Annotated in this window: 20 protein-coding genes and 1 pseudogene; 14 read left to right on the plus strand and 7 right to left on the minus strand. The window is 67.9% G+C overall.

Features of this window, described 5'->3' with window-relative positions; translation table 11 throughout:
* Positions 1–116, minus strand: a pseudogene (locus tag ACFVJ3_RS38345) (citrate synthase); the annotation flags it as partial.
* Positions 117–386: 270 nt separating this feature from the next.
* Between ACFVJ3_RS38345 and pdxH the strand changes: the two are divergent.
* The 5 genes from pdxH to ACFVJ3_RS38370 all read left to right on the plus strand — a co-directional run bounded on the left by pdxH (position 387) and on the right by ACFVJ3_RS38370 (position 5537).
* Positions 387–1058, plus strand: a complete 672-nt coding sequence (pdxH, locus tag ACFVJ3_RS38350) for a pyridoxamine 5'-phosphate oxidase (protein WP_378457072.1) — start codon at positions 387–389, stop codon at positions 1056–1058.
* A gap of 42 nt (positions 1059–1100) precedes the next feature.
* Positions 1101–2387 carry an MFS transporter gene (locus ACFVJ3_RS38355; protein ID WP_378457027.1) on the plus strand — a complete coding sequence of 429 codons (1287 nt, stop codon included), beginning with the start codon at positions 1101–1103 and terminating at the stop codon, positions 2385–2387.
* 52 nt (positions 2388–2439) lie between these two features.
* Positions 2440–3402 carry an aldose 1-epimerase family protein gene (locus ACFVJ3_RS38360; RefSeq protein WP_378457028.1) on the plus strand — a complete coding sequence of 321 codons (963 nt, stop codon included), beginning with the start codon at positions 2440–2442 and terminating at the stop codon, positions 3400–3402.
* Between the two features lie 429 nt (positions 3403–3831).
* The gene (locus ACFVJ3_RS38365; protein WP_378457029.1) at positions 3832–5127 is read left to right on the plus strand and encodes a citrate synthase; all 1296 of its coding nucleotides are present in this window, start codon (positions 3832–3834) and stop codon (positions 5125–5127) included.
* A gap of 47 nt (positions 5128–5174) precedes the next feature.
* The gene (locus tag ACFVJ3_RS38370; RefSeq protein ID WP_005244090.1) at positions 5175–5537 is read left to right on the plus strand and encodes an FKBP-type peptidyl-prolyl cis-trans isomerase; all 363 of its coding nucleotides are present in this window, start codon (positions 5175–5177) and stop codon (positions 5535–5537) included.
* A 30-nt stretch (positions 5538–5567) separates the two neighbouring features.
* Here ACFVJ3_RS38370 and ACFVJ3_RS38375 read toward each other — a convergent pair whose 3' ends face one another.
* A complete protein-coding gene (locus ACFVJ3_RS38375; RefSeq protein ID WP_378457030.1) occupies positions 5568–6932 on the minus strand; it encodes a sensor histidine kinase in 1365 nt (454 codons plus the stop codon).
* A complete protein-coding gene (locus ACFVJ3_RS38380; protein ID WP_378457031.1) occupies positions 6929–7645 on the minus strand; it encodes a response regulator transcription factor in 717 nt (238 codons plus the stop codon). Before ACFVJ3_RS38380 ends, ACFVJ3_RS38375 begins: the two co-directional genes overlap by 4 nt.
* 82 nt (positions 7646–7727) lie before the next feature.
* Between ACFVJ3_RS38380 and ACFVJ3_RS38385 the strand changes: the two genes are divergently transcribed.
* Both ACFVJ3_RS38385 and ACFVJ3_RS38390 read left to right on the plus strand, forming a co-directional pair.
* The gene (locus ACFVJ3_RS38385; RefSeq protein ID WP_378457032.1) at positions 7728–8645 is read left to right on the plus strand and encodes a mechanosensitive ion channel family protein; all 918 of its coding nucleotides are present in this window, start codon (positions 7728–7730) and stop codon (positions 8643–8645) included.
* A gap of 29 nt (positions 8646–8674) precedes the next feature.
* Entirely contained in the window at positions 8675–10015 is a 1341-nt protein-coding gene (locus ACFVJ3_RS38390; RefSeq protein ID WP_378457033.1) for a cryptochrome/photolyase family protein, read from the plus strand.
* 21 nt (positions 10016–10036) lie between these two features.
* Here the strand turns inward: ACFVJ3_RS38390 and ACFVJ3_RS38395 are convergent, their stop codons facing one another.
* Positions 10037–11260 (minus strand): MFS transporter, encoded by a 1224-nt coding sequence (locus ACFVJ3_RS38395; RefSeq protein ID WP_378457034.1) that lies wholly within the window; start codon positions 11258–11260, stop codon positions 10037–10039.
* 98 nt (positions 11261–11358) lie between these two features.
* Here ACFVJ3_RS38395 and ACFVJ3_RS38400 point away from each other — a divergent pair, with 98 nt between their 5' ends.
* Entirely contained in the window at positions 11359–11946 is a 588-nt protein-coding gene (locus ACFVJ3_RS38400; RefSeq protein ID WP_378457035.1) for a TetR/AcrR family transcriptional regulator, read from the plus strand.
* A 4-nt stretch (positions 11947–11950) separates the two neighbouring features.
* On the opposite strand, the gene ACFVJ3_RS38405 is transcribed toward ACFVJ3_RS38400, so the two are convergent.
* On the minus strand, positions 11951–13885 hold the full coding sequence (locus ACFVJ3_RS38405) for a propionyl-CoA synthetase (protein WP_378457036.1): 1935 nt from the start codon (positions 13883–13885) through the stop codon (positions 11951–11953).
* Positions 13886–13966: 81 nt separating this feature from the next.
* Complete coding sequence (locus tag ACFVJ3_RS38410; RefSeq protein WP_378457037.1) at positions 13967–15004, minus strand: alpha/beta hydrolase; 1038 nt, start codon at positions 15002–15004, stop codon at positions 13967–13969.
* Between the two features lie 145 nt (positions 15005–15149).
* Here ACFVJ3_RS38410 and ACFVJ3_RS38415 point away from each other — a divergent pair, with 145 nt between their 5' ends.
* From ACFVJ3_RS38415 to asnB, 3 genes are all read left to right on the plus strand, one after another.
* Positions 15150–15824, plus strand: a complete 675-nt coding sequence (locus tag ACFVJ3_RS38415; protein WP_378457038.1) for a GPP34 family phosphoprotein — start codon at positions 15150–15152, stop codon at positions 15822–15824.
* Between the two features lie 59 nt (positions 15825–15883).
* Positions 15884–17374, plus strand: a complete 1491-nt coding sequence (locus tag ACFVJ3_RS38420; RefSeq protein WP_378457039.1) for a DUF222 domain-containing protein — start codon at positions 15884–15886, stop codon at positions 17372–17374.
* Between the two features lie 175 nt (positions 17375–17549).
* Entirely contained in the window at positions 17550–19391 is a 1842-nt protein-coding gene (asnB, locus tag ACFVJ3_RS38425; RefSeq protein ID WP_378457040.1) for an asparagine synthase (glutamine-hydrolyzing), read from the plus strand.
* A gap of 8 nt (positions 19392–19399) precedes the next feature.
* On the opposite strand, the gene ACFVJ3_RS38430 is transcribed toward asnB, so the two are convergent.
* Positions 19400–20893, minus strand: coding sequence for a carboxyl transferase domain-containing protein (locus ACFVJ3_RS38430; RefSeq protein ID WP_378457041.1), 1494 nt, complete (start codon positions 20891–20893; stop codon positions 19400–19402).
* Between the two features lie 179 nt (positions 20894–21072).
* On the opposite strand from ACFVJ3_RS38430, the gene ACFVJ3_RS38435 reads away from it, so the two are divergent.
* Genes ACFVJ3_RS38435 through ACFVJ3_RS38445 form a run of 3 tightly spaced genes read left to right on the plus strand, consistent with a single transcriptional unit; the run spans position 21073 to position 25615 of the window.
* The gene (locus ACFVJ3_RS38435; protein WP_378457042.1) at positions 21073–21897 is read left to right on the plus strand and encodes an FAD binding domain-containing protein; all 825 of its coding nucleotides are present in this window, start codon (positions 21073–21075) and stop codon (positions 21895–21897) included.
* Positions 21897–24614 carry a molybdopterin-dependent oxidoreductase gene (locus tag ACFVJ3_RS38440; RefSeq protein ID WP_378457043.1) on the plus strand — a complete coding sequence of 906 codons (2718 nt, stop codon included), beginning with the start codon at positions 21897–21899 and terminating at the stop codon, positions 24612–24614. The genes ACFVJ3_RS38435 and ACFVJ3_RS38440 overlap by 1 nt, the downstream gene beginning before the upstream one ends.
* Before the next feature lie 17 nt (positions 24615–24631).
* Positions 24632–25615, plus strand: a complete 984-nt coding sequence (locus tag ACFVJ3_RS38445) for an antibiotic biosynthesis monooxygenase (protein ID WP_378457044.1) — start codon at positions 24632–24634, stop codon at positions 25613–25615.
* Positions 25616–25632 lie beyond the last annotated feature (17 nt).

Genomic DNA, 25632 nt, shown 5'->3' on the forward strand with positions numbered 1-25632 from the left:
CCGCGGTAGCGCAGGGCGCCGCCGTCCTTGTCGGGTTCGGCGATGTCGCTGGTGAACGCGACCACGCCTTCCAGTCCGCTGACGAAATCGTCCGGTATTGCAGCGCTAGCTGACATAGCTCGTGGACTCTCCTCGTTCGAGTGCCCCCGGTCAGAGCGGCACTGTCTCGGCGTTCGACAATTGCGCTGAGCGTGCGTGCGGGATGGGCAGGCACCTTCGTCCGCGCAATCGACTTCCCTTCCCCGGGCATCGCACGATCGCGGCTGCAATCCGAGGGGACGGGTTCGGTCCCCAAAACTTTAGCCGGTGTCACCGGAGAGTTGATCAGTGCATACCCGGGAGTAGCGTTCTCGGCTGTGTCTCCAGATGCAGAACAGCCGAAACCGGTGAACAAGGACCTCGCGGCGATGCGGGTCGGTTACGGACACCAGGTCGCTGACGGACGGTACGACGACTCCGATCTGGATGTCGACCAGGTGAGCGACGGCTGGCTTCCCCTGATGCGCCGGTGGCTCGAGGACGCCGTGGAGGCCGGGGTTCCCGAACCCAACGCGATGACACTCGGAACCGTCGACGAGCACGGACATCCGTGCACCCGCACCGTCCTCTGCAAGGGATTGAGTGCCGACGGTGTGCTGTTCTTCACCAACTACGACTCGGACAAGGGCCGCCAGCTGGAGGCGGTGCCGTACGCGTCGGTGACGTTCACCTGGGTGCCCGTCGCCCGGCAGATCACCGTCCGCGGTCCGGTCGAGCGTGTGAGTGCCGAGGTCACGGACGAGTACTGGCACAGCAGGCCACGCGGATCCCGGCTGGGAGCGTGGGCCTCCGAGCAGTCGCGGCCGATCGGTTCGCGGGCCGAACTGGATGCCGCGCTGCTGCACGCGGCGGAGCGTTTCCCCGTCGACGTCGACATCCCGGTCCGGCCGGACTGGGGCGGAATCCTGATCCGCCCCGCGGTCGTGGAGTTCTGGCAGGGCCGCGCCAACCGGATGCACAACCGCATCCGGACGTCGCTGGTCGACGGCTCGTGGACGGTGGAGCGACTGCAGCCGTGACCGCCGGGGAATAGTGAGTATGGGAAACGAGCTAAGGGAAGAATGACCGAGACCGCCACCGAGAAGAAGAAGCGGCGGCTGCTCGCCGACACGGCGCCGCTGCAGAACCGGGACTACCGCCGCCTGTGGACGGCCGGGATCGTCACGGTGATCGGCGGACAACTCAGTGTCGTCGCCGTGCCGCAGCAGGTGTACGAGATCACCCGCAGCTCGGCGTACGTGGGTCTGACCGGTGTCTTCGCGCTGGTACCGCTGATCGTGTTCGGGTTGTGGGGCGGCGCGCTGGCCGACGTCATGGACCGGCGGAAGCTGCTGACGATCACCACCGTCGGACTCGGTGCCACGTCCGTGCTGTTCTGGGTGCAGGCGGCGCTGGGCCTGGACAACGTGTGGCTGGTACTCGGGCTGCTGGCGTTGCAACAGGCGTTCTTCGCGGTCAACCAGCCCACCCGCAGCGCGATCATCCCGCGGCTCATCCCGGCGGAACAGCTGGCCGCCGCCAACTCGCTCAACATGACGGTCATGCAGTTCGGCGCCATTGCCGGACCGCTGCTCGCCGGCGTGATGATTCCGACGGTCGGGCTGTCGACGCTGTATCTCGTCGATTCGATCGCCCTCCTGGCCACGCTGTGGGCGGTGCTCCGGTTGCCTGCCATCCCGCCGACGGGGGAGTCGCGCCGGGCCGGGCTGCGCGAGGTGTTCGACGGGTTCGCCTACCTCGCGACGCAGAAGGTGCTGCTCGCGTCGTTCGTCGTCGACATCATCGCCATGGTGTTCGGCATGCCGCGGGCGTTGTTCCCGCAGATCGCGCACGACACGTTCGGCGACCCGGCATCGGGCGGTGTCGCGCTCGGACTGCTGTTCGCGGCGATGTCGTTCGGCGCGGTGGCCGGTGGCGTGTTCTCCGGGTGGCTGCCGAGGGTCCGGCGCCAGGGCCTCGCCGTGATCGTGTGCATCGTGCTGTGGGGTCTCGCGATGGTGGGCTTCGGCGTGGTGGTGGGGATCGCGTCACCCGGCGACAGTCCGGTCTTGTTGTGGATCGCTCTCGCGTTCCTCGCATTCGGTGGTGCCGTCGACATGGTCTCCGCCGCGTTCCGCAGCACCATGCTCCAGCAGGTCGCCACGGACGAGATGCGCGGACGACTTCAGGGCGTCTTCATCGTCGTCGTGGCCGGTGGCCCGCGGATCGGTGACGTCATGCACGGCGCGGCCGCCGCGGCGGTCGGAACGAGCGTGGCTGCCGCGGGCGGCGGCGTCCTCGTCGTCGTCGGTGTGGTGATCGCCGCGCTCGCGTTCCCGGCACTGGTGCGTTACAAGGTCACTCGCTAAGTTCCCGTGCGCCATCACATATCTCGTGCCCATCTCGGGCACACTGAAGTGCATGGGTGAACCGCAGTCTTCGAAGACGGACAGGCCTGCAACGGCCGGATTCGAGATCCGGGGAGGCGGCTACCGCGCCGGCATCGCGGCCACCGGCGCCGGACTCCGGCTACTCGAATGGGATGGTCCGGAGGGACCGATGTCGCTCACCGAGACGTGGGAGATCGGAACCCGGCCACCGTTGTCGGCGGGGTTGATCCTCGCGCCGTGGCCCAACCGGATCCGCGACGGCCAGTTCGTCTTCGACGGCATCGACCATCAGCTCGAGATCACGGAACCGACGTTCGGCAATGCGAGTCACGGATTCGTCCGCCGCCGGGACTGGCGTGTCGTGAATCACGCCGACGACCGAATCGAGTTGTCGATCGACGTCGGCCTCCACAAGGGGTGGCCGTACCCGCTGCATCTCACCGTCGCGTATGTCCTGGGCGACGACGGCCTGACCGTGACGCACACCGCCACCAACACGGGAGCCATCCCGGCCCCGTTCGGGCTGGGCTTCCACTCCTACGTCCGCGCCGGCGACGTACCGCTCGACGAGTGCACGCTGCACCTGTCCGCCGGCACCCGGCTGCCCCTCGACGAGCGCATGCTGCCGAGTGGGGGTTCGCAGCCCGTGGCAGGCACCGAATACGACTTCACCAGCCCGCGCACGTTGGCGGGCGTCGCTCTCGACACCCCGTTCAGTGCACTGGACGTTGACGCGGACGGCAGGTCGCGGCACGAATTGCGCGCGCCGGACGGCACCGGAACGGTCCTGTGGGCGGCCCGCGAGTTCGGCTGGCTGCAGGCGTTCGTCGCGGATCCCGACGCCGGTAAGTCGTATCCGGGCCGCGGGCGGGCGCTTGCGCTCGAACCGATGACGTGCCCGCCGGACGCGTTCAACTCCGGGATCGATCAGTTGGTGCTCGCTCCGGGGCAGCAGTGGACCGGTGCGTGGGGCATGTCCGCGCTGGGGTCGTAGCGGTTCAACTTTCGAGCATCGGGTGCCCACTTGGTGAGACGGTGTAACACCGGTCGCGGTCCGGCCGATACGTCGGGCGGGGGTTCTTCTGTCGCGTCTGCCGGGCTCTGCCCCACCCCTCTGTTCTTCCCTCACCGCGTGGGGCGTCGCGGTGTGCGTTCTCCGCCGTATTCGGCATCTGTGCAGGTAACGCGGCCAGTCCAGTCTCGGGTAACTGGCCCTCGCCGATTCCGCTCCCGCGCCGTGCGGGCAAATCGGACACTCGCCGATCCCGTTCGACGACCCTTCTCCGTGGTCGCCGCGCATCCCGCGGCGGACCCGGATCACGGGCTCTGAGCGGACCCGCCTTCGGCACGCAGGCCAGAGTGGGACTAGTTTCTACCTGAATGAAGTTGTTACTCATTGGTTTGAGCTTGAGAGGGATGCTTCGTGCCTGACAATGACACAAAGCCCACGCTTACCTACCCTGGTGGTGAGCACACGATGTCCATTGCCAGGGCAACCGAGGGCAATGACGGTATCGAACTGGGCAAGCTGCTCGCCAGCACCGGGTACACCACCCTGGACCCGGGTTTCGTCAATACCGCCTCCACCAGCTCCGCGATCACCTACATCGACGGTGAGCACGGGATTCTCCGCTACCGCGGGTACCCGATCGAACAGCTGGCCGGGAAGTCGACCTTCATCGAGGTCAGCTATCTGCTGATCTACGGTGAGCTGCCCACCACGGCGCAGCTCGAGTCGTTCACCGACCGGATCCGGCGCCACACGCTGCTGCACGAGGACCTCAAGAGGTTCTTCGACGGATTCCCGCGGAACGCGCACCCGATGCCGGTCCTGTCCAGCGCCGTCAACGCGCTGTCCGCGTACTACCAGGACTCCCTGGATCCGGCCGACCCGGAACAGGTCGAGTTGTCGACCATCCGTCTTCTCGCGAAGCTGCCGACCATCGCGGCCTACGCGTACAAGAAGTCCGTCGGGCAGCCGTTCCTGTACCCGGACAACTCCCTGAACCTGGTCGAGAACTTCCTCCGGATGACGTTCGGCTTCCCCGCGGAGCCCTACGAGATCGATCCCGAGATCGCCAAGGCTCTCGACATGCTGCTGATCCTGCACGCCGACCACGAGCAGAACTGCTCGACGTCGACGGTGCGGTTGGTCGGCTCTTCCGACGCCAACCTCTTCACCTCGATCTCGGGTGGCATCAACGCACTCTGGGGCCCGCTGCACGGCGGCGCCAACCAGGCCGTGCTGGAGATGCTCGACGAGATCAAGGCCAGCGGCAGCAACGCGGACGACTTCGTCCGCAAGGTCAAGAACAAGGAAGACGGTGTGAAGCTCATGGGCTTCGGGCACCGCGTCTACCGCAACTACGACCCGCGCGCGGCGATCGTCAAGCAGACGGCACACACCATCCTCGCGAAGCTCGGCGGCGACGACGAGCTGCTCGACATCGCGATGGCGCTCGAAGAGGCGGCGCTCACCGACGACTACTTCGTCGAGCGCAAGCTGTACCCGAACGTCGACTTCTACACGGGTCTGATCTACCGCGCGATGGGCTTCCCCACGCGCATGTTCACCGTTCTGTTCGCCATGGGCCGCTTGCCCGGGTGGATTGCACACTGGCGTGAGATGCACGAAGATCCCGCTACGAAGATCGGCCGTCCGCGCCAGATCTACACCGGTTACACCGAGCGTGACTACAAGGACGTCACAGGTCGCTGATCGCGGATACCTGTGCCGAACCATAGAGCCCTCACCGAGGAGGACATATGACCAAGCCCGAGATCGAGTTCCAAGACGGACCCGCCCCGACCGACCTGGTCATCAAGGACGTGGTGGTCGGAGACGGCGCAGAGGCCGTCCCCGGGGGCACCGTCGAGGTGCACTACGTCGGCGTCGAGTTCGAGTCCGGCGAGGAGTTCGACTCCTCCTGGAGCCGCGGCGAGTCCATCCAGTTCCCGCTGCGCGGTCTCATCAAGGGCTGGCAGGACGGCATCCCCGGCATGAAGGTCGGCGGACGTCGTCAGCTCACGATTCCGCCGGAGCTGGCCTACGGTCCCGCCGGCGCCGGACATCAGCTGTCCGGCAAGACGCTGGTCTTCATGATCGACCTGCTGGACGTGAAGGAATAGTCTCCGCAGCACCGAAAGCCCCGCATCACCTCAGGGTGAGGCGGGGCTTTGTGCTTTCCGTGTTTCTGCTTTCGGGGGCTGGTGTGTGGTGTCGGTGTGGAGTTCGACGACGAGGCGTGCGCCACCGAGCGGGCTGACCTCGAAACGTGCGCTGCCGTTGTGCAGTGCCGCCTGCTGAGCGACGAGCGCGAGGCCGAGGCCCGACCCGCTCTTCGTCGCGTTGGAACCGCGGTGGAACCGTTCGAACACCACGGCCCGTTCGGCCTCGGGCACCCCCGACCCGTTGTCGTCGACCACGACGGTGGTGATGCCGTCGGCCGCTCTCAGCGTGATCGTCACCGCGGTCGCGCCGCCGTGCCGGACCGCGTTCTTGATGGCGTTGTCCAAGGTGAGGCGCAGCCCACCGGGCATGCCCCGGACCGTCACCGGGGTCGCGTCGACGGTCACCTGCAGTCCGGGATTGTGACGCATCGCCTCCTCGGCGGCGAGGTCGCTGATGTCGACGAGGTCGCAGTCCACGAAGTCCTTGTCGGTGGACAGTTCGCCGCGGGCGAGGCGCTCGAGGTCGGACAGCGTCGATTCCACCCGGCCCTGCGAGCGGGCGAGGTCCCGGTAGATCTCGTCCCGCTGCGGCTGCGTCAGATCGTGTGTGGTGAGGACCTCGAGGTCGGTGCGCATCGCGGTGAGCGGCGTGCGGAGTTCGTGCGCCGATACGGCGGCGAAGTCGCGTGCGGTGGCGAGTGCGGCGGTGGTCGCGTCCTGCGCCTCGGCGACGTCGCGCAGCATGGATTCCGCGGCGGAGGCCAGTTCGTCCGCCTCCCGGACGCCGGAGGTCGTGGGCGTCAGCTTCGGTTCGCGGCGCACGATGCGGCCGGTCAGGTCGACCAGCGGGCGCACGGCACGTCCTCCGAACAACCAGCCGAGACCGCTAGCCGCGGCGACGGCGAGGACGCCGACGAGGGCCACCTGCCGTTGCTGCTCGGATGTCACGTCCTGCGCCTCGGCGTACGGCACGGCCAGGGAGATCCGGGTGCCGAGAAACGGCACGGTTGCCGTGTACGCCCGGTACTTCGTGTCACCGACCTCGACGGTCTGCGTGCCCGGGTCCAATTCGGGTAACTGGGTGGGGGTGCTGACGAGCACGGTGTCGCCGTCGGCCGAACGGATCGTGATGGCGAACGCACCCTTGTCGCCGAGCGCCCCGAGGAACAGCCCCGCGGTGGCGGCGTTCGGCACCAGGACGTCCGATGCCGTCTCCAGCCGCCGGTCGAGTTGCGACAGGTTGTTCCGGTTGATCGCCAGCGACACCAGGATGCCGAGCGCCACGACGATGATCGTCGCCTCCAGCGCGGTCGCGGCGGCGACGCGGGTCCGGAGCGAGAACGACCGTTTCACGACGGTTCCCGGAGCACGAATCCGACTCCGCGGACCGTGTGCAGGATGCGCGGCTGACCACCGACTTCGAACTTGCGACGCAGGTAGCCGACGAACACGTCCACCACGTTGGTGTCGGCGACGAAGTCGTACCCCCACACCAGTTCGAGGAGCCGCTCACGGCTCAGCACGATGCCGACGTTGCGGGCGAGAACCTCGAGGAGTTCGAATTCCCGTTTTGTCAGCGTGACCTCCTCGCCCGCCATGAACACCCTGCGTGCGGACATCCGGATCTCGAGCGCACCGATGCGGATCGGTGGGGTCGCGGGCGAGTCGGCCGGCGCGGCGGCCGTCGATCCGTGCCGCCGCAGCATCGCCCGGATCCGGGCGATCAGTTCGGCGAGGACGAACGGCTTGACCAGATAGTCGTCGGCGCCGGACTCCAGGCCGGAGATGCGGTCGTCGACGGTATCGCGGGCGCTGAGCACGCAGATCGGGATGTCGTTGTTCATCGCGCGCAGGGCGGTGACGACGCCGGTGCCGTCGATGACCGGCATGTTCATGTCCAGCACCATCGCGTCCGGACGTCGTTCGCTGACCACCCGGAGCGCGTCGGCGCCGTCGACGGCCGTGAGGACGGTGAATCCGGACAGTCGCAGGCCGCGTTCGAGGGAAGTCCGCACGTCCTCGTCGTCGTCGACCACGAGGACACTGGCTGAGTCGGTGACGGTCACTCCTGCATTGTGCCGTGGGCGCGACCACTGAGCGTGCGGATGGCAGTTGTGGGAGCGTGTCTCGTCCGTACACTCGGGGTCGATGTTTTCCTCACTGCAGGCATTCGAACTGACCGAAACCAACCGTGACTGGCTGATTCACCGGCCGGCCGAGATCGCGACCTACGTCGCCCTGGCGCTCGTGCTGCGTTTCGCGTCGCACCGGATGATCGACCGGATGACGCGGCCCCGGGAGCCTTCGGACAAACCGGCCATGCTCCGTCCTCTGCGGGAACGCGCCCCGCGTGGCGTCAAGGAGGCGATGGTCAACGAGCGCCGCGCGCAACGCGCTCGGACGATCGGGTCGGTGCTCAAATCGACGGTGTCGATCGTGGTGCTCGTCTGGGTGGTGCTCCAGGTTCTCGCCGTCCTCGGCGTCAACGTGGCGCCGTTCATCGCGTCCGCCGGTGTGATCGGTGTCGCACTCGGTTTCGGTGCGCAGAACCTCGTCCGGGACTTCCTGTCGGGCATCTTCATGCTGCTCGAGGATCAGTACGGTGTCGGGGATGTCGTCGACCTCGGCGAGGCCGTGGGGACGGTCGAGACGGTGGGTTTGCGGGTCACCACGATCCGCGACGTCAACGGCACCCTCTGGTACTGCCGCAACGGTGAGATCGTGCGCGTCGGCAACATGAGCCAGGGTTACGCGGTCGCGGTGGTCGATCTGCCGATCGCGCACGCCGCCAACGTGCAGCGGGCGTGTGAGGTGGCGCTGGAGGCCGTCACCGAGGCGGCCAAGGGCGATGCGATCGCGGCCGACGTACTCGAACCGCCGGAACTGCTGGGCGTCAACTCGGTGACCGCGGAGTCGGTCACGCTGCGGATCACCGCGCGGACCAAGCCCGGCAGGCAGTGGGCGGTGCAGCGGACGTTCGCCCGCGCGGCGCTGTCGGCGTTCGAGCACTACGACATCGACGCGCCGTACCTGTCGGTGCTGTCGTCTGCTCGCTCCACCAACTGAGCGGCCCGCGCTTCGTTACCGTGGCAGGTATGGACACCGCACTCGTCTGGTTCCGGCGCGACCTCCGGCTCGGCGATCTCCCGACGCTCCACACGGTGGCCGAGTCGGGGGCGCGTGCGCTCGGGCTGTTCGTCCTGGACGATCGGCTGCTGCAAACATCGGGTGGTGCTCGCCGGGACTTCCTGTTCCGCAGTCTCGCCGCACTGGACGACCAACTCGACGGCCGATTGCTGGTGGTGAAGGGCGATCCCGTCGACGTGGTTCCGAGAGTCGCGAAGAAGGTGTCGGCCGACGAGGTGCACGTGAGCGCGGACTACGGGCCCTACGGTCGCGAGCGTGACGCTGCCGTCGCCGAGCACGTCGATCTGGTGACCACCGGTTCGCCGTATGCCGTGGCGCCCGGCCGGGTGACGAAGACGGACGGGGAGCCGTACCGCGTGTTCACCCCGTACTTCCGACAGTGGCTCGACCACGGGTGGCGCGCGCCGATCGACACCGGTCCTGCGACGGTGGAGTGGATGGACCCGGACGACGTGAACGCGCGGCGGGTGACGATCCCCGAACCGGAATCCGACGGGTGCCCCGCGGGTGAGGCGGCGGCGCTGCAGCGGTGGGCGGAGTTCTGCGAGGACGACCTCGCCGGGTACGAGGATGCGCGGGACCGTCCCGGTCTCGACGCGACCAGCCGGATGTCGGTGTACCTGAAGTACGGCAACATTCATCCGCGGACGATGCTCCGCGATCTCGCGCGGCGCCGCAGCAAGAGCGCCGAACAGTACCGGCGGCAGCTCGCCTGGCGGGATTTCTACGCCGACATCCTCTTCCAGCGTCCGGACAGTGCCCGCGGAAACTACGACCGCCGCTTCGACCACATCCGCTACGACAGCGGGCCCGACGCCGAGGAGGCGTATACGGCGTGGTGCGAGGGCCGGACGGGGTTCCCGATCGTCGACGCCGGGATGCGTCAGCTGAAAGCCGAAGCCTGGATGCACAATCGGGTGCGGATGATCGTCGCGTCGTTCTTCGTCAAGGATCTGCACCTGCCGTGGTGGCGGGGTGCCCGCTACTTCATGAACCAGCTTGTCGACGGGGATCTGGCGAACAACCAGCACGGCTGGCAGTGGACCGCGGGATCGGGGACGGACGCGTCACCGTACTTCCGGGTGTTCAACCCGACGACGCAGGGCGAGAAGTTCGACCCCGACGGCGAGTACGTGCGGCGGTGGGTGCCCGAACTGCACGGCATCAGCGGGAAGGCCGTTCACGCTCTGAAAGACGGCCGCCCCGAGGACTATCCGCCGCCGATCGTCGACCACGCCCACGAACGGCAGGAGGCCCTCGCCCGCTACGGTGAGATCAAGGCCCCGTGAGTACTTGTCAACCGCGGGCGGTTAAGAAGTACTCACGGGCGCTCGGCGCATGAGGAGCCCGAGGAACGCCGCCGCGGCGAGGACGATGACGAGGCCGCCGTAGATGCGGGTGGTGTCGACGAGCCCGACTTTCCCGACGAGGTATCCGGCGACCAGTGCCGGAACGCTGTTGGCGAGGTAGGCGATCACGTAGATGCTCGACAGCAGGCCCGCGCGCTCGTGCGGTTCGGCGAGCGGCATGACGGTGCGGACGGTGCCCTGGAAGCCGGCGCCGAACCCGATGCCCGCCACCGCGGTTCCCGCGAGAATCCACAGCGCCGAGGACGTTTCGGCGCCGACCAGGGTGATGGCGACCCCGGCGACGAGTGCGGACGCTCCGACGTACAGGGTGCGCCGCGGCGCCACGTTGCGCAGCAGGAACACCGCGAATGCGCCGGTCCCGGTGAGCGTCGCGACCATGACGGCGCCGATCAGCGATGTGTGCACGTCGAGTGCATTGCGGGCGAGCGAAGGCCCGAGGGACAGGTAGAAGCCGCCCAGCGCCCACACGGCGACCAGGCAGGGGCCCGTGAGGACGAGCATGCCCAGTGCGGTGGACGGGACCGCGAGCGCGGGCCGCATCGATGCCAGAGCCCCCTTCTGCCGGACCGCCGTCTCGGGGGCGGCCCAGATGCCGAGGATCTCGACGAGGAACAGCGCGAAGAACACCAGGAACACGGTGCTGGTGGGCCGGGGAAGGTGCTCGCTGATCAGGCTCGATCCGATGGCGCCCAGCGCGAGGCCGACGGTGGGGGCGATGCTGTTGAGGGTGGCGCCGCGTCCGGGTGTGCGTTCGAGGTCGAGGAGTGTGGAACCGAGCGCGCTGATCGCGGCGCCGGTCGCGAAACCTTGCACGACGCGGGCGAACAGTAGGAGGCCGATGCCTTCGGCTGTCGCGAACATGATCATCGAGGCCGCCTCGAACACGAGTGCCGTGATCAGCACAGGCCGTCGGCCGACGTAGTCCGAGAGCGACCCGACGGTGAGCAGCGCCAGCAGCAGGCTCACGGCGTAGATGCCGAAGACCAGAGTCGACTGCAGCGACGAGAAGCCCCAGTTCGACTGGTACACCTCGTACAGCGGTGTCGGTGCGGCAGATGCGCCGAGCAGGGTGGCGATCACGACCGCGACGAGCGTGAAGGCGGCTCCGCGGCGCATTGCGGGTCGGGACGTCGGTGGTGCTTCGGGTGCGGCAAGCGTCGTCATGGCGTACTCCCGGAGAACGTTAATGCAAAAGGTTTGCGTTAACGGACGCTACGCCGCTGCCATTCTTAATGCAACATCTTTGCGTTAGCATGAGGGGTATGAGTCCGGCTCCAGGTCCACGCCCCGGTGGTCGCAGCGCCCGCATCCAGCAGGCGGTGCACGCGTCCACGCGCAAACTTCTCGACGAGCGCGACCGAGCGGACATCACCGTCCCGATGATCGCCGCCGACGCAGGGGTCACCCCGTCGACCATCTACCGGCGCTGGGGTGACATCACCGAAGTGTTCGCGGACGTCGCGCTCGAGCGACTGCGTCCAGACGCGTCCCCGCATGAAACCGGCAGTGTGCGAGGCGACCTCGTCGCCTGGGCGCAGGACTACCTCGAGGAGATGTCCTCGCCGGTGGGGCGGGCGGCGTTGCGCGACGTCGTGATGAGCGGCGACACCATCAGGTCCGAGAACGGCACCAATCAGTTCAAGTGCGCCACGTTCTGCCGCACCCAGATCGAGACGATCCTCGGACGCGGCGAGCCGGTCGGCTCACCCGCGCAGGGCGTGGTCGAGCACGTGATCGACCATGTCGTGGCGCCGATCATCTACCGCATCCTGTTCGACCTCGACCCACTCGAAGCAGACCGCGTCGAGGTGCTGGTGGATCACGCACTCGACGCGGCCGTCCGGGTCTGAGAGGTCAGCCGCCCAGCTGCTTCTTCAGCGCGTCGAGAACGGCGACGTCCTCGATGGTGGAGGGCACCGTGTACTCCTCGTGGTCGGCGATCTGCCGCATCGTCTTGCGCAGGATCTTGCCCGAGCGGGTCTTGGGCAGCGCCTGCACGACCGTCACGTCGCGGAACGTGGCGACGGCGCCGATCTGCTCGCGCACCATCGCGACCAATTCGTTGCGGAGTGTCTCCGGGTCGATCTCGACCCCGGCCTTGAGCACCACGTAGCCGCTGGGCCGCTGGCCCTTGAGTTCGTCGCGGATCCCGACCACCGCACACTCGGCCACCGCCGGGTGGCCCGCGACCACCGCCTCCATGCTGCCCGTCGAAAGCCGATGTCCGGCAACGTTGATGACGTCGTCGCTGCGGCCGAGGACGAACACGTACCCGTCCTCGTCGATGTAACCGGAGTCGCCGGTCAGGTAGTAGCCGTCGAACGTGGCGAGGTACGACCTCACGTACCGCTCCGGGTCGCGCCACAGCCCAGCCAGGGTGCCGGGGGGCAGCGGCAGTCCGATCACGATGTTGCCCTCCGTCCCGGCGGGAACCGCATTCCCCTCACCGTCGACGACCTGGACCCGGTACCCGGGCACCGGGACGGTGGGGGAGCCGGCCTTCAGCGGCATGGGTTCGAGCCCGCGCAGGTTGGAGCAGATCGCCCAGCCGGTCTCGGTCTGCCACCAGTGGTCGACGACGGGACGGTCCAGGATTCGGGTGGCCCACGCGTACGTGTCGGGGTCGAGGCGCTCGCCTGCCGCGAACAGCGTCTTCAGTGAGGAGATGTCGTACTTCTCGATCTCCTTCGCGTCCGGGTCGGCCTTGCGCACGGCGCGGATCGCGGTCGGGGCGGTGAACAGTGCCGACACGCCGTGGTCGGAGATCACCCGCCAGAATGCGCCCGCATCCGGGGTCCCGACCGGCTTGCCCTCGTAGAGCACGGACGTGGCACCGGCCAGGAGCGGCCCGTAGACGATGTACGAGTGCCCGACCACCCAGCCCACGTCGGACGCGGTCCACCACACGTCGCCCGGACCGATGTCGTAGATGTTGCGCATCGACCACGTGAGCGCGACGGCGTGCCCACCGTTGTCGCGGATCACGCCCTTCGGCTTCCCGGTCGTGCCGGACGTGTAGAGGATGTACAGCGGGTCCGTCGCGGCCACCGGAACCGGCTCCGCGGGTGCCGCATCCGCCATCAGCGCGTTCCAGTCGAACCACGCCGCGTCGCCGCCCCGGTAGTCGGCGGCCGAACCGGGGACCTGCGCCCGGTCCTTGACGATCACCGTGTGCGGAGGGGTGCCGGACAGCTCCAGCGCCTTCGCCACCATCGGCAGGTAGTCGACGGTGCGCCCCGGTTCGAGGCCGCCCGACGCCGTCACAAGGACCACCGGTCCGGCGTCGTCGATGCGGGTCGCGAGTTCCTTCGCGGCGAAACCGCCGAACACCACCGAGTGCACGGCGCCGATGCGGGCGGACGCCAGCATCGCGATCGCCGCCTCGGGGATCATCGGCATGTAGACGATCACCCGGTCACCGGCCACCACGCCCTGGTCCTTCAGGACGCCGGCGAACCGGGACACCTCGTCGAGAAGTTCTGCGTAGGTGTAAGTGCGGGACGCGCCGGGGGCCATCGCCGAGTCGTAGATCAACGCCGCCCGATCGCCGTTGCCGTCCCGGACGTGCCGGTCGAGAGCGTTGAAGCAGGTGTTCAGCGACGCGTCCGGAAACCAGCGGTACATCGGGGCGGCGGAATCGTCGAGCGCCCGCGTCGGCGGCTTCACCCACTCCACTGCCTCGGCGGCGGCGAGCCAGAAGTCCTCGGGACTGTCGGTGCTCCGGCGGTACACCTCGGCGTAGCTCTGGCCATGGTCGTCGCTCGAAGGCGTAGTCCCCGGGGAGCTCATCGATGCACGTCCTCTCGTCGTCGTGTGACCCGAAACACCCTATGCGACGTCGGGTGTCCGGGACACCGTCCGGACGGCCGGTCAGAGGCCCAGTGAACCGGCGATCATCGGCCAGGAGTTGTGCAGGTCGTCCTGCCAGTAGCCCCACGAGTGGGTGCCGGTGGGCCGGAAGTCGAACGTGGCCGGGATTCCCAGAGCGTTCAGCCTGTCGGCCAGCTGATGGGTGCACTCATTGGTACCGGCCTCGATGATGCCGCCGATGATCACCTGGTTGGCCAGGGTGCCCACATCTCCGTTGATGTCCGGGCCGTTGAGGTTCTCGTGGACGCCGGGCAGCCCGGTGGCATTGCTGATGTACAAGTCGATGCCGCGCAGCTTCTCGGCGTTGACGACGGGGTCGTTGGCCACCCAAGCGGGGTCGTCGGGCGGTCCCCACATGTTCTCGACGTCTCCGCCGCGGAAGCTGACGACGAAGGTGACGTAGTCCCGGCCCGGTTTGGTGCTCGTCTGGGCGCACCCGCTGAACGCGCCGACGGCGCGATACAGCGAGGGGGCGGCCTCGGCCAGGCTCAGGACGGATGTGCCCGACATCGACAGACCTGCGATGGCATTCTCGCCGTTCGTTCCGAGTGCGGCGTCGACGATCGGGGGGAGTTCCTCGGTGAGGAAGGTGGTCCACTTGTTCACGCCGAGGACGGGATCGGGCTTCTCCCAGTCGGTGTAGTAGCTGTACGCCCCGCCGACGGGAGTGACGACGTTGACGTTCTTGTCGGCGAAGAAGTCGACCACGTCGGTCCTCGCCTGCCAGGTTGCCGAATCCTCGCCGCCACCGGCGCCGTTGAGCAGGTACAGGGTCGGCCGGGGCACGCTCGTGTCGGCGGGGCGGATCACCTCGAGGAGAATCACTTTCTCCATCGCCGCCGAGTAGACGAACATGTTCAGTTGACGGTCGTCGATCTCCTCGGTGTGGTCGAGGACGGATCCGTCTGCCGAAGCCGGCTTGTCGGCTGGAAGGGCTCGCCATACGTCCGCCGACGCCGCTGCCACCTGACCGAACATGGCCGACGACGCAACGACGGCGACCGCCAACAGTGCCCGACAGTGTCCGATCGCGCTCATAGCCGCTCCTCGTGCTTGACTGCGGTGCCCGACAACCGTCCGGTGGTGCTCAGAACATTTCCCCTTCACGGTAACCGGCAAACATTCCCCGGGGCGGCTGAACGGACACCGGACTTCGCCGCGACGTCCGCCCTATCGTGGAAGCATGACGCTGCTCGCCGAAGACCTGCTGTTGCTGCTGCTCGACGACACTTCGGGAAAGCCCGTTGTCGACGGGACCCGGATGCCGCGTGTCCTCGCCGGTGCCGTACTTCTGGAACTGGCCCTGGGTGATGTCGTCACCCCGGCCGAACCCGGCGAGGACGTGAAGAAGGGGCGTCTCGTCGTCCGGGACGGAGCGCGGCCGCGGGATCCGCTGCTCGCCCGGGCCGTCGACCTCATCGGTACGTCCAAGCCGTTGAAGCCGGAAGCAGCCATCGAGAAGCTCGCCAAGAACCTGCGTGACGAACTCGCGAAACGCATCGTCGACGCGGGATGGGTCCGGGAGGAGAAGGGCAAGGTGCTGGGCATCTTCCCGACCACTCGCTGGCCGGAGGTCGACGGAAGCCACGAACGCGCGCTGCGGTCCGACCTGAGCGCCGCACTCCTCGACGGGGTCACCCCCACTTCGCGCACCGCCGCGCTCATCTCGCTGCTTTCCGCGGTCGACGCGGCTCCGAAGCTGTTCCCGGACGCCGATCGTCGCGCCGTGAAGAAACGGGCGAAGGAGATCGCCGAAGGGGACTGGGCGGGCGAGGCCGTGCGCAACTCGGTCGAGGCCGTCAACGCCGCAATCATCGTCGCCGCCACCGTGCCCGCCATCGTCGCGGGGAGTGGTTAGGCGGCAAGCTCTTCTTCGGGGTCTTGTGGAGCGCAAGGGATTTCGCTAGGGTAGAACACATGTTCGATACGGGGGTATTCGATCGGGGCGTTCGTGAGATGGTCTGCTGTCTCGTCGACGGGGAATCCGATGTGGGTCTGGTCGAGTTGATGACCGACCTGCATCGCAGTGAATCGGCGGTGGCCGAACGGAAGCTGGCGGTGATCGCCGAGCTCTTCGTGCGCCGCACCGCCGAGGTCGAGTCCGACGGGGCCTGGACGTCGACCGCACACGAAGTGGTGGAGGCCGAGATCGGTGCCGCCCTCACCATGGGGCGAGCGGCGGCGGGTCGCCTGATCGGCCTGGGTATGTCGCTGCGCACCCGGTTGCACGCCACGCGCGCGGCGATGGCGCGCGGCGATCTCGACATGTACCGGGTGCGCCTGATCGAGGACTCGACGGCAAACGTCGGCGACGACCGGATCGGCGAGGTCGAACATCAACTCCTCGAACAGGTCCTGGCCCCACCGCGATCCGGTGGAACCGGGTTGACCGGCCGTAGGCTCACGAACGCCGCCAACCGCATCATCGCGAGACTCGACCCGGCAGGGGTACGGGCCAAGCGGGAGAAGGCGCAGGCGGACAGGTTCGTCGGAGTCAGCGCGGCAGGGGACGGCATGTGCCGAATCCTCGGATCCGTTCCCGCGGTGCAGGGTCGTGCATTCGACGCGCGACTGCGCGAACTGGCAAACACCGTGTGCCCGAAAGACCTTCGAACGTACGAACAGAGGCGCGCCGACGGATTGTCCGCGCTCATCGACGGGGCCGGGTTCGTGCAGTGTGAATGCGGGCGCGTCGATTGCGGCCAGGACTCCCGCATCGCGACGACGGCGCGCAAGCCCCTCGTGCACCTGATCATGCTCGACTCCACACTCGGCGGCGGTGACGAACCGGCCTACCTCGACGGCTACGGAATCGTCGACGCGGCGCACGCACGCGACATCGCGGCCGATGCGGATGTCGAACCGGTGCGGGCACCGAAGTCTGTCACCCCGACCACGTACCGTCCCGGCGTCGTGCTCGACACCTGGATGCGGGTGCTGGCCGGCGGGTGCGAATGGCTGCACTGCGATGTGGCGGCCTGGAACACGGACCTCGATCACCATCGGCCGTTCGACCACGCCGATCCCGCGGCCGGAGGTCCGACGGTGGCCGGGAACATGACCGCCTACTGTCGAAATCATCATCGGCTCAAGCATTCCGGACACTGGGCGGTGACCGCCGGCGGTGGAATCGAGTTGGTCGCGCCCACCGGCCACCGATACCGTCCGCGGTCGTCGGGGTTCCTGGGTGCCGGGCGAGACGGTGCGGCCGGGCGAGACGATGTCGCGACCGCCGACCCCGCAACCCGCCGTCGCACTCGTGCGCAGAACATCGCCGCCCGGATCCGGGCGGAGCGCCGCCGACGGCAGGCGCACCTCGATGCGGTGCGGCACCGGCCGCCCGGCGCACGCGCACCCGACTCTCACGCACCCGGCGCTCACGCACTCGACGAACCCGCGCCGTTCTGACCGGCGGCGTCTCCGGGCTCACCGCCTGCGCGCCGAAAAGGGTTACCGTGGAATATAGGTGGTTAGCAAGAGTAAAGAACTGTCAATGTGATTGCTACGGTTCGGACTCGGTTCGCCACCTCGCAACTGACCATGTGCGCGGAAAGAAGAGCGCCAGCGACAGCCGGAGGAACACATGTGCGGAATCGCCGGATGGATCTCGTTCGAACGCGATCTACGCGTCGAACAGTCCACCGTGGATGCCATGGCCGAGACGATGAACTGCCGGGGGCCGGACGATCGCGGTACGTGGGTCGTCGAACACGCCGCGCTCGGGCATCGAAGACTCGCGATCATCGATCTGCCGGGTGGGCATCAGCCGATGAGTGTGAACACCCCCGGCGGGACCGTTGCGATGGTCTACTCCGGTGAGGTGTACAACTTCGGGGAACTCCGCGAGGAGCTGTACGGGCGCGGTCACCGGTTCGCCACGGACTCCGACACCGAGGTGGTGCTCCACGGATACCTGGAGTGGGGAGAGGCCGTCGCGGAGCGGCTCAACGGCATGTATGCCTTCGCGATCTGGGATTCGCGGACCGACACACTCGTGATGATCCGCGACCGGATGGGCATCAAACCGTTCTACTACTACGAGACCCGAGACGGCGTCCTGTTCGGTTCGGAACCGAAAGCGATCCTTGCCAATCCGATTGCCGAGTCGACCGTCACGATGGACGGGATCCGGGAGTTGTTCGCGTTCGTGAAAACACCGGGACACGCCGTGTGGGACGGCATGCGCGAGGTGGAACCGGGCACGGTGGTCACCGTCTCACGCACCGGAGTGCGGACGCACCGCTACTGGACCCTGGAGACCCGTCCGCACACCGACGACCGGGACACCTCCGTCGCGCACGTCCGCGAACTCCTCGACGACATCGTGCGCAGGCAACTGGTCGCCGACGTGCCGCGCTGCACCCTGCTGTCCGGTGGTCTCGACTCGTCCGCGATGACCGGTATCGCCGCCGAGCAGCTCGCCGAGGTGGGCGAGACGGTCCGCACGTTCGCCGTCGACTTCGTCGGTCAGACCGAACATTTCGTCGCGGACGAACTGCGGGGTACCCCGGACACTCCGTATGTGCACGACGTGGCCCGGCGATCCGGGACCGCGCACCAGGACATCGTCCTCGATTCCGACGCACTGGCGGACCCCGCCGTGCGCGCGAAGGTCATCCGGGCACGCGACATCCCCATGGGTCTCGGTGACATGGACGCGTCGCTGTATCTGCTGTTCAAGGCGATCCGTCAGCACTCCACGGTGGCCCTGTCCGGTGAGTCGGCCGACGAGGTGTTCGGCGGGTACAAGCAGTTCTTCGACCCGAAGGCGCAGCAGGCGAACACGTTCCCGTGGCTGGTGCAGTTCGCCGAGCATTTCGGGGACGAGAGCAACATCTTCACCCCGGACGTGACGGCGGGGCTGAGCATGGACGACTACGTGCAGGACTCGTACGACGCGGCGGTGTCCGGGATCGACCGGCTGGACGGCGAAAACGACTTCGAATGGCGGATGCGCAAGATCTGCTACCTGCATCTGACGCGTTTCGTCCGGGTCCTGCTCGACCGCAAGGACCGCGCGAGCATGGCCGTCGGACTCGAGGTCCGGGTGCCGTTCTGTGATCACCGGCTGGTCGAGTACGTCTACAACACGCCGTGGTCGCTGAAGACGTTCGACGGCAGGGAGAAATCGTTGCTGCGGGCGGCGACCAGGGATGTGCTGCCGCAGTCGGTGATCGACCGGGTCAAGTCTCCGTACCCGTCAACCCAGGACCCGAAGTATGCGGTCGCGTTGCAGCAGCACGGCAAGGAACTGCTCAGCGACCCCTCGCACCCGGTGTTCGGCCTGGTCAGTGCGGACTGGCTGTCCCGGGCGGTGTCCGTCGACACCCGGCAGATCAGTCAGGTGTCGCGTCGCGGACTCGAGCGGACGCTCGACCTCGCGTTGTGGATGGACATGTACAACCCGACCATCAAACTGTCCTAGCCGACGCCCTAGCCCAGCCCGAGGTTCCGGTAGCGGGCGAGCCGGGCCGCGAAGCGTTCGCTCTCGGGAACCCCGGTCAGCGCGCGGAGTTCCCGGGAGATGGCCTCGCCGACCCGCTTGGAGAAGTCGACGGCCTCGTCGGCGGCGTCCGGATGTTCGGGGATGATGGCGTCGATGACGCCATTGCGCAACAGGTCGAGCGAACGGATGCCCTGGGCGGCCGCCATCTCGGGGGCGTGCGAGGTGTCGCGGTGGACGATCGCGCTGGCGCCTTCGGGAGGAAGCGGGGCCAGCCACCCGTTCTGCGCGGCGAGCACCCGGTCGGCGGGGAGGAAGGCGAGCGCCCCGCCGCCCGTGCCCTGACCGAGCAGAACGGACACGGTCGGCGTCTTCAGCGTCACGAGATCGGAGATGCAGCGTGCGATCTCGGGGGCCAGCCCGCGTTCCTCCGCCTCCTGCGACAGCGCTGCACCGAGGGTGTCGATCACCAGGACCAGGGGGATCTGCAATTCCTCGGCCAAGCGCATGCCGCGGCGTGCCTCGCGGAGGGCGGCGGGCCCCATCGTGTTCAGCGCCGACTGTCCGGCGCGGTCCTGGCCCAGCAACACGCACGGCGCGCCGCGGAAACGGGCCAGCGACAGCAGCACCGTCCCCTCGGTCTCACCCTGGCCGGTGCCGCTGAGGGGCACCTGCTCGGTGGCCGCGTGCCGCAGCAGGTGGCGGATGCCCGGCCGGTCGGCGCGCCGCGACAGCATCACCGACTGCCACGCGGGCACGTCGGGGATGTCGACGGCCGGCGCCGGTTCGGTGACGGCGGCCGACGTCGGCGCATCGATCAGCACCCGCAACGCCCGATGCACGAGCCGGCGCAGGCGGGTGGCGGGGACGACGCCGTCGATGACGCCGTTGCGGTACAAATTCTCGGACGTCTGCACGCCCTCGGGGAACTTCTCGCCGTACAGGGCCTCGTACACGCGGGGCCCGAGGAACCCCACGAGTGCACCGGGTTCGGCCACCGTGATGTGCCCGAGCGAACCCCAGGACGCGAAGACGCCGCCGGTGGTCGGGTTCCGCAGATACACCAGGTAGGGGAGGTGGGCGGCCTTGTGGGTGGCGACGGCCGCCGCGATCTTCACCATCTGCACGAAGGCGACGGTGCCCTCCTGCATGCGCGTGCCCCCCGACGTGGGCGAGGCGAGCAGGGGGAGACCCTCACGGGTGGCGCGTTCGATGGCGGAGACGATCCGCTCGGCGGCGGCCACGCCGATCGAACCGGCCAGGAACGCGAACTCGCACGCGATCACCGCGACCGGGCGCCCGCGGACGGTGCCGACGCCGGTGATCACCGATTCGTCTACCCCCGACTTCTCGGCGGCCCTCTGCAGGTCGGCGCGATACTTCTCGTTCGGCCGCGCATCGACTGGCGCGGTGTCCCAGGAGACGAAGCTGCCTGCGTCCAGTACCAACTCGAGCACGTAGTGGGCGGAGATCTTGGCGGCCATGGCCCTGAGAGTAGCGGTCGCGCCGGGGCGGCAGATGTCTGCTACGGCGGGTGACGGTCGCCTGTGCGGCCGGAACACGGCAAACAGCGCCGGGACCGCTTCCACGGTGTCTAGAGTCAGATGGGTTGACGCAGGCCGGGTACGAGAACGACGACACTTTCCCCGAGTGGAGCAGTCATATGGACCTCAACACCATCACCGATGTCGTTCGGCGCCCACCCGACCGGCCGGGAGCGCAGTGGCGGGAAGGCGACGCCTGGCTGGCCGGCGGAACGTGGCTGTTCTCCGATCAGCAGCCCGACCTGCGCCGTCTCGTCGATCTCACGACGCTCGGCTGGGACACCCTGGTGCCGAGCGACGCCGGCCTCGAGATCGGAGCGACGTGCACCATCCGTGAGTTGTATGCGCTTGCGCCGCCGGACGACTGGAGAGCCGCCTCATTGTTCGGAACGAGCTGTGAGGCGTTCCTGGCATCGTTCAAGATCTGGAATTCGGCGACGGTGGGCGGCAACATCTGCATGTCGTTGCCCGCCGGCCCGATGATCACGATGACGGTCGCGCTCGAGGCGACGTACACACTGTGGGCAGCCGACGGGTCCGAGCGGATCGTCGACGCCGCCGACTTCGTGACGGGCAACCACGAGAACGTGCTCGCCCCGGGTGAGATCCTGCGGCGCATCGACATCCCGGTCAGCGCCCTGCGCAAGCGTCACGCGCACCGCCGCTTCACGCTGACGCACCTGGGCCGTTCCACCCTGTTCATGATCGGCACCCGGTCGCCCGACAGCGACGACCTCCTGCTCACGATCACGGCGGGCACGACGCGTCCGATCCGTTTCGCGTTCGACGCCGTGCCCGACGCCGACACGCTGCAGCAGCGCATCGACGCGCTGCCCGAGGACGTGTGGTTCGACGACCCCAACGGCACCCCCGACCACCGTCGCCACCTGGCGAAGCACTTCGCCGAGGAGATCCGGACCGAGCTCGCGGGAGGAGACCGCTGATGGCGTACACCGTGAACGGCAGGACGTTCGACGCGGAGCCGAATCCCGGCCAGTGCCTGCGCACGTTCGTGCGCTCGCTCGGTCATCGCGGTGTCAAGAAGGGTTGCGATGCAGGCGATTGCGGAGCCTGCACCGTGTGGCTCGACGGCGATCCCGTGCACAGTTGCATCACGCCCGCGTTCCGCGCCGAGGGGCGGGAGGTGACCACGATCGAGGGCCTCGGTTCGCCGGAGGACCTGCATCCGCTGCAGCGGCAGTTCCGGGAGGCACCCGGGTTCCAGTGCGGCTTCTGCACCGCCGGGATGATCATGACCTCGGCGACGTTCACGGACGCGCAGAAGGAAGACCTGCCGCGCGCGCTGAAGGGCAATCTCTGCCGCTGCACCGGCTATCGGGCCATCGAGGATGCCGTCAACGGTGTCGCCGCGGTGGAGGTCGCCGAGCCGGGTCGCGCGGTCGGCACCAGCGTCGGGGCACCCGCGGCCACCGATGTGGTCACCGGCCGCGCCGAGTTCACGATGGACACCGAGATCGAGGGCATGCTGCATCTCAAGGTGCTGCATTCCCCGCACGCCCACGCCCGCGTCGTCTCGATCGACAAGACGGCGGCTCTCGCCGTACCCGGCGTGCACCGCGTGTACACGTGGGAGGACGTGCCCCGGAAGCGGTTCACGACCGCGATCCACACCGATCACCTCGTCGACCCCGACGACACGTACATCCTCGACGACACGGTCCGCTTCGCCGGCCAGCGGGTGGTCGCGGTGCTGGCGGACACGGTCGGCGCCGCGGAGGAGGGTTGTCGCCAGGTGGTCGTCGAATACGACGTGTTGCCTGCGGTGTTCGACCCTGAGGAGGCGATGGCCGACGGCGCACCGCAGCTGCACGGCTCGGACGACCCGTTCGTCCGCGATCCCGTGCACAACATCCTGCTCGAACTCCACGGGGAGGTGGGCGACGTCGAGGCAGGGTTCGCCGAAGCCGACGTGATCCACGAGGGCACGTACTTCTCACCGCGCGTGCAGCACGCGCACCTCGAGACGCACGGGTCGATCGCCTGGATGGAGGACGATCGCCTGCACGTGCGCACGAGTTCGCAGTCGCCGTCCATCGCCAAGGTCAAGCTGGCTCACCTGTTCGACCTGCGCCCCGACCAGTTGCGGGTGTTCTGCAAGCGCGTCGGGGGCGGTTTCGGTGGCAAGCAGGAGGTGATCTCGGAGGATCTGGTCGCGCTCGCCACCCTCGACACGGGCCGGCCCGTCTGCTTCGAGTTCACCCGGGAAGAAGAGTTCACGACGGCGTCGCCGCGGCACCCGATGAAGCTGACGATCAAGCTCGGCGCCCGCGCCGACGGCACGCTCACGGCGTTCCAGGTGCGCAACGTGTCGAACACCGGCGCGTACGGCAACCACGGCGGCGAGACATTGTTCGCCGCAGGTGCCGCCATCTCGATCTACCGGTGTCTGAACAAGAAGTTCGATGCGTACTCCGTCTACACGAACAGCGTGCCCAGCGGAGCGCTGCGCGGGTACGGCATGACGCAGCCCGCCTTCGCGGTCGAGTCCGCCATGCACGAGCTGGCGGTCGCACTCGACATCGACCCGCTCGAGTTGCGGCGCCGCAACATCGTCCGCCCCGGCGACTCACTCGTCGCGATCGAAGACGGTCCCGACGACGTCGTGTTCGCGGAGGACGGGCTCGGGCAGTGCATCGATCTGGTCGACGCCGCACTGGGGCGGACCGGGAACGGGCAGGTGCTGGGCGACGACTGGCTCGTCGGCGAGGGCACCGCGAGTTCGCTGCACGAGACCGCGCCCCCGACCGAACACATCTCGGAGGCGTGGGCGACGCTCGGCGACGACAGCATGTACGAACTCGCCGTCGGCACCGTCGAATTCGGTGAGGGGACGTCGACCGCGCACGTGCAGATCGCGGCCACCCATCTCGGCACCACGCCATCGCGGGTGCGTCTCGTGCAGTCCGACACCGACCGGACAGGCTTCGACACGGGGGCGTTCGCCAGCGCGGGCCTCTTCGTTGCAGGCAACGCCGTGTCGCGGGCGTCGGAGGCGCTGCGCGATCGCATCCTGGCGTTCGCCGCCGCGCACACCGGGGTCGACGTCGCGTCCTGCTCGATGGACGACGACGGGGTGCTCTGCGACGGCACGCGCGTGCCGCTGACCGAACTCCTCGACGCCGCCCGCCGCCGCGGCATCCGGTTCACCGAGGCGCGCAAGGCATACGGGTCGCCGCGCAGCGTCGTCTCCAACACCCACGGTTTCCGCATCGCCGTCCACCGGGTGTCGGGCGAGATCCGCATCCTCTACAGCGTCCATGCCACGGACGCCGGGGTGATCATCAACCCGGTGCAGGTCCGCGGCCAGATCGAGGGCGGCGTCGCCCAGGGCATCGGATTCGCGTTGACCGAGAACTTCCAGGTCGACGACAACGGTGTGATGATCAACCCCAATCTGCGCAACTACCGCATCCCCACCTACGCCGACATTCCCCGTACCGAAGTGCTGCTGGTCGATTCGACGGACTCCGTCGGACCGATGCGCGCGAAGGGAATGGCGGAGTGCTGCATCAACCCGGTGGCGCCTGCGCTGGCCAATGCGCTGGAAAACGCGACGGGTGTGCGTTTCCGCGCGTTGCCGCTCACCCCCGAGCGGATCTACAGCCGAATCGGCGAGAACCGATCGGTTCCGACGACCTGAGCCGTGAGGAGAGGGCGATGGACACCGAGAAGTCCACCGAGAAGTCCACTGGCAACGCCGCGACGGTCATCATCGGCCAGAAGGTGCGCGCCGGCTCGGAGGAGGCCTTCGAGGCCTGGCAAAAGGACATGAACACCGCCGCGTCCCACTACCCGGGGTTCCTGGGCGCCGAGATCTCGCCGCCCACCGCCGTGCAACCCGACTGGGTCGTGGTCTACCGCTTCGATTCCGTCGCCCACGTGCAGGCCTGGATCAACAGCGTCACCCGGCAGCACCGCCTGGACGAGGGGCAGCAATACTTCGACGGCCCCGCCACCCAGCAGGTCATCAGCGGGGGCACTCGCGAGTCCGATCCGCTCGTGACGGTCGTCGTGACGCACCGTGTCGGTCCGGAGCACGTCGACGACTTCCTCGCGTGGCAGGATCGACTGCGATTGGAAGAGAGCAAGTTCGACGGCTTCCGCGGGAGCGAACTCTTCCGGCCCATCGAGGGAGTCCAGGACGAGTGGACCGCGCTGTACCGCTACGACAACGCCGCCGACCTCGACAGGTGGCTCACCTCGGCGAAGCGTCAGGAACTCCTCGCCGAGGGGGAGAAGTTCCACGACTTCGAATTGCGCACCATCGACAACTCCTTCGGGAGCTGGTTCGCGTTCGACGAGAACGGCAACGAGGCGCCGCCGCCGTCCGAAACCAAGACGTCGATCGCGGTGTGGGTCGGTCTCTATCCCACCGTCGTGATACTCACCCTCGCGTTGTCGCCGCTGAAGATGCCGCTGTGGCTCGGTCTGCTCATCGGAAACCTGCTGTCCAGCTTCATCATGAGCTTCGTGACGATGCCGTACTACGTGAACCGTGTGCTGGGGCGCTGGCTGCGGCCGCCCCCGGACGTTCCGGTAGCGACAACGAACCGTCGCGGGATCGCGATCGTCGCCGGGGTTATGGTGTTCTGGGTCATCGTCTTCTACCTGGTGACCCGCCAGTTCTGGACCCTCCCCTGAGAAGAAAGAAATGGGTG

Origin of the sequence: Rhodococcus sp. NPDC127593 (genome assembly GCF_042671975.1) — a bacterium.
In the GTDB taxonomy this organism is placed as follows: Bacteria; Actinomycetota; Actinomycetes; order Mycobacteriales; family Mycobacteriaceae; genus Rhodococcus_F.

Excerpts from the sequence above, each read along its gene's own strand:
- ACFVJ3_RS38430 (WP_378457041.1), bottom strand. The coding sequence starts at position 20,893 with ATGGCCGCCAAGATCTCCGCCCACTACGTGCTCGAGTTGGTACTGGAC.
- ACFVJ3_RS38400 (WP_378457035.1), top strand. The coding sequence starts at position 11,359 with ATGAGTCCGGCTCCAGGTCCACGCCCCGGTGGTCGCAGCGCCCGCATC.
- ACFVJ3_RS38445 (WP_378457044.1), top strand. The coding sequence starts at position 24,632 with ATGGACACCGAGAAGTCCACCGAGAAGTCCACTGGCAACGCCGCGACG.
- ACFVJ3_RS38360 (WP_378457028.1), top strand. The coding sequence starts at position 2,440 with ATGGGTGAACCGCAGTCTTCGAAGACGGACAGGCCTGCAACGGCCGGA.
- ACFVJ3_RS38415 (WP_378457038.1), top strand. The coding sequence starts at position 15,150 with ATGACGCTGCTCGCCGAAGACCTGCTGTTGCTGCTGCTCGACGACACT.
- ACFVJ3_RS38355 (WP_378457027.1), top strand. The coding sequence starts at position 1,101 with ATGACCGAGACCGCCACCGAGAAGAAGAAGCGGCGGCTGCTCGCCGAC.
- ACFVJ3_RS38395 (WP_378457034.1), bottom strand. The coding sequence starts at position 11,260 with ATGACGACGCTTGCCGCACCCGAAGCACCACCGACGTCCCGACCCGCA.
- ACFVJ3_RS38385 (WP_378457032.1), top strand. The coding sequence starts at position 7,728 with ATGTTTTCCTCACTGCAGGCATTCGAACTGACCGAAACCAACCGTGAC.
- ACFVJ3_RS38390 (WP_378457033.1), top strand. The coding sequence starts at position 8,675 with ATGGACACCGCACTCGTCTGGTTCCGGCGCGACCTCCGGCTCGGCGAT.
- ACFVJ3_RS38435 (WP_378457042.1), top strand. The coding sequence starts at position 21,073 with ATGGACCTCAACACCATCACCGATGTCGTTCGGCGCCCACCCGACCGG.
- asnB (WP_378457040.1), top strand. The coding sequence starts at position 17,550 with ATGTGCGGAATCGCCGGATGGATCTCGTTCGAACGCGATCTACGCGTC.
- ACFVJ3_RS38420 (WP_378457039.1), top strand. The coding sequence starts at position 15,884 with ATGTTCGATACGGGGGTATTCGATCGGGGCGTTCGTGAGATGGTCTGC.
- ACFVJ3_RS38405 (WP_378457036.1), bottom strand. The coding sequence starts at position 13,885 with ATGAGCTCCCCGGGGACTACGCCTTCGAGCGACGACCATGGCCAGAGC.
- ACFVJ3_RS38410 (WP_378457037.1), bottom strand. The coding sequence starts at position 15,004 with ATGAGCGCGATCGGACACTGTCGGGCACTGTTGGCGGTCGCCGTCGTT.
- ACFVJ3_RS38370 (WP_005244090.1), top strand. The coding sequence starts at position 5,175 with ATGACCAAGCCCGAGATCGAGTTCCAAGACGGACCCGCCCCGACCGAC.
- ACFVJ3_RS38440 (WP_378457043.1), top strand. The coding sequence starts at position 21,897 with ATGGCGTACACCGTGAACGGCAGGACGTTCGACGCGGAGCCGAATCCC.